The organism is Aerococcus sp. L_32, from assembly GCF_050689315.1.
In genome coordinates this window covers 1-3,415 of record NZ_JBOEQF010000228.1, presented here as the reverse complement: position 1 = coordinate 3,415, position 3,415 = coordinate 1, and the positions used below count along the sequence as shown (strand labels likewise).

The window sequence follows — 3,415 nt, the reverse complement described above, 5'->3', positions numbered from 1 at the left end:
GTGAATGTAGTTATAAACAGTAGGACCACATACATACATTGAAATACTTCCTGGCACTAATGGTTTAAACTCTTCTTTCTGATTGGTTAATGTATTATAAATTTTTAACATAAATTTGCCCTTCCTCTTATACACTTAGTACAATATCTATGAATATCATATGAAACTATAAAGATGGTAGCTTTTAACGTTACCTTTTTATTTACTACTGATTTTAACACAGTTACTACCTTATTAATAATAACTGAACACTCAAACCTAATTTTATCTAAGAATATCAGTACTATAGTTATATCTATTTGATTATTATAATTTGAAGTATATAACCAAAAGAAAAGCAGATAGTACTAGCCTTATTTGCTACCATATCTGCTTAAGGTATATTTTTACTTAATTATTATATATATGCTAGTCTATGATTTTTTTTAATTCATCACCAATTCGTTTTACTATGCCAGTTACTAAGGCATTACCCATAAAGAACATTCTCATGCGATCAGAGACTTCAACTACTTCCCCATTGTCTAGTTGTTTAAACTTCGTCCAATCATCTGGGAAATCTTGTAATCTTTCCGCTTCAATCGGCGTGATTAGTCGATAACGGTTATTGATTTTTAGTAGGTGAGTCGAACGATTAACTGTTCCTTCAGAAGTTAACATTGTTCTACCAGGTAACTCTAGGCTATCAGTTTCACTCATACCACCTTCAGAATAAACATACTTATGTCCTTCTGCAGAGGTTCTCTCTAATCGTTTAGGCCCTCTTAGGTACTTGAATTTTTCTAACTTTTCACCTTCAATATAATACTTCTCTGGGACTGTGTTCTCTGGGACAATAATATCTTTGAATGGAATTGGGTTTTCGTCACCAAGTGGTTCTGTATCGGCGGAATAATAAACACCATGACGCATGATTCCTGTATTCCAGAACTTACCATCCGCATAATTATCAGAAACTTCCTTAATATCACTCGCTAGATGGTTAGAGATGGTTCGATTCTTAATCGGCTCTTGCTTGATAGGAAATTGTCTAGCGAATAAACCATCATTGAAAATATACTCTGCATAGGTATCAAAGTCTTTTTCATCAATTAGATTTATTTCTGATGATTGCTCATATTTTGCATCCATTTTCTTAGCAAAGGCAGTATCATTTCGATATACGAAGAAAAATACACGACGTCTACGCTGTGCGCGTCCATATTCAGCTGCATTGATTACACGCCACTCTACTGAGTAACCCAGTTCATTAAATGAAGCTAACATAACGGCAAAGTCTCGACCACGTTGACTTGTGGGTGCTTTTAGTAGTCTATCAACATTCTCTAACACTAAGTATTCAGGTTGAATAATTTCTGTTGCTCTAATGATTTCCCAGAACAGAACACCTTTCTTTCCTTCAATACCCAATTCATTTTTTCTTGAACGAGCTACAGAATAATCTTGGCAGGGGAAGCCACCAACAATCATATTGACCCCATTTTGCTTCATTTCTTCAAACTTTTCGTCTGGAATCAAAGCAACATCTGTTGGGATATGTTCAATTTCTGGGAAACGATAAACACCAACTTCATAGGCGTCTTGTGATTTCTTTGAGGGTTCATATTGGTTTGAATAGGTAGTTTGGAATAGTTCACTATCAGCATTATTGAATCCAATGGTGAAACCTCCTACACCATCAAACATTGAAAAAATTTTCATTAAATCTCCCTCTCTATACGAACATACTTTCGTATATTATAATATACTCCAAGAAAAAGATCAAGCCTAAAGCTTGATCTAATCTTTTACGATTTCAGCAATATACTCTTTGTTGAGCCAGAAAGCCTGCTTAGTAATTTCTTGACCATCTGGTAACTGAACTTTGTCTTTACCATCCTTGGCTTTTGGACGAATATGTGTTACATGGTTTTGTTTGGCACTCGGTAAATTATTAGATATACCTCTAGGTCCGACGGTTAATTCTACCCCATCTTTCAATACCTTTCTACCCCGACGCCACATTAATCCAACTTCATTACGAATCGTCTGTTCAGGCATGTTCCATAATACTATCTTTTTAAAATAAGGGATTCTATCGGGATTTTCCTTAAGCGCTTCACGATATTGAAATACAACGAATAGAAATTTAGTTTCTTCAAATTTTTGATAGAATTGAGATTCCTCAAATGAATCATTCAACCATGCATCAAAATCGACGTTTTCAAAAGACATATGCTCTTTAGGCATATTATTCGGTTCCAGCCTAATTGTTTTAAATTGAATATTTGCTTTTGAAAATTCTTCTATATTATCTAACTTAGTACCTGTAATCCCAAGAATTCTACTAATCATATTTGCGATGGTAGACTTATTTTTAGGATTGATTTCATAATTAATCTTTTGACTGATTTCTCGCATATCCAATCCTACGTAAGGTGCGAATCGCTCTTGTAGAATAGTCTCCAAGGATTTTTTAGCTAATTCCTCTTTACTAGCAAACGAGACAATATTGTCTTGCTTTATATATTTTCTAACTAAAGTCGTCATATACGAAGCTTTTAAAGAAAATGCACGCTGCATCGCGGGGACATCAGAAAACGGCTGTTGTCTTAATGAATTTTTGTTAGCCCCCTTCGTACATGCACCTAGATACATGGTATCGCCTTCGGATAATTCTTCAGCTTTCCCTGCACGGATTTTTCCTACAATGATTTCCCAGTCATTTTTGATAATCTCTAGGTCGTCTTCAGGATAAGTATATAAGACGGATTTTATTATATGATAATCACCACGATCTGATTCATTATCCCAAAAATAAAACATCATTAATATCGTTTCGTTCTTACGCCAGAAGGAAGACGTTTCAAAAGAATACTCTACTTCCCTCATATAATTAATAATGTTCAGCACCAATCGTTCCTTAGCCGCAAGTGCCTTATTTTTATTTTGTTTCACAGGTGTTGCTTTCAACTCTACACCTAGTTCGCCAAAATCAGCTTCGCTTGTAGAATTAATGGCATAGCCAAATAAGCCTTCTTCTAATATTTGACCGATACCGCCTTTATTGCCTTTTGAAGCTAAGCGTTCATTAATATCATATTCTTTAACTGTCTTACCCTCAGCACTTTTAGCAATTGCGATTAATTCATCAACGGTTTCAATTTTCATATTAACTCAACCTTCTTATATTATGTGAATTACTTATTAAAATTTTTTCCTCTTTATAATTTTATGTTTAATAGCTAATTCTTTGAGCTTAGTTTTTCTAATAACTAAATTAACAGGTTCTTCATGAAGTCGGTTCGTATATTTCAGCCATGCCTTACCATCACTTTTTTCTAAATTTAATCTATCTATATTATTCTCATGGAAAGTACTTATCAAATCAGTTGCTTTTTTTTCAAAATTATCTTTAGTAATACCTATACTCGAA

The 3,415-nt window shown here is 34.0% G+C and carries 3 protein-coding genes; all 3 read right to left on the bottom strand.

The features are described from left to right. Positions 1–408: 408 nt before the first annotated feature. Complete coding sequence (gene dcm / locus ACRCJ0_RS10885) at positions 409–1,701, bottom strand: DNA (cytosine-5-)-methyltransferase (RefSeq protein ID WP_431390451.1); 1,293 nt, start codon at positions 1,699–1,701, stop codon at positions 409–411. 78 nt (positions 1,702–1,779) lie between these two features. Continuing rightward, on the bottom strand, positions 1,780–3,150 hold the full coding sequence (locus tag ACRCJ0_RS10880; RefSeq protein WP_431390450.1) for a Sau3AI family type II restriction endonuclease: 1,371 nt from the start codon (positions 3,148–3,150) through the stop codon (positions 1,780–1,782). 36 nt (positions 3,151–3,186) lie between these two features. Continuing rightward, the coding region (locus ACRCJ0_RS10875; protein WP_431390449.1) for a hypothetical protein at positions 3,187–3,415 on the bottom strand (229 nt) is incomplete at its 5' end.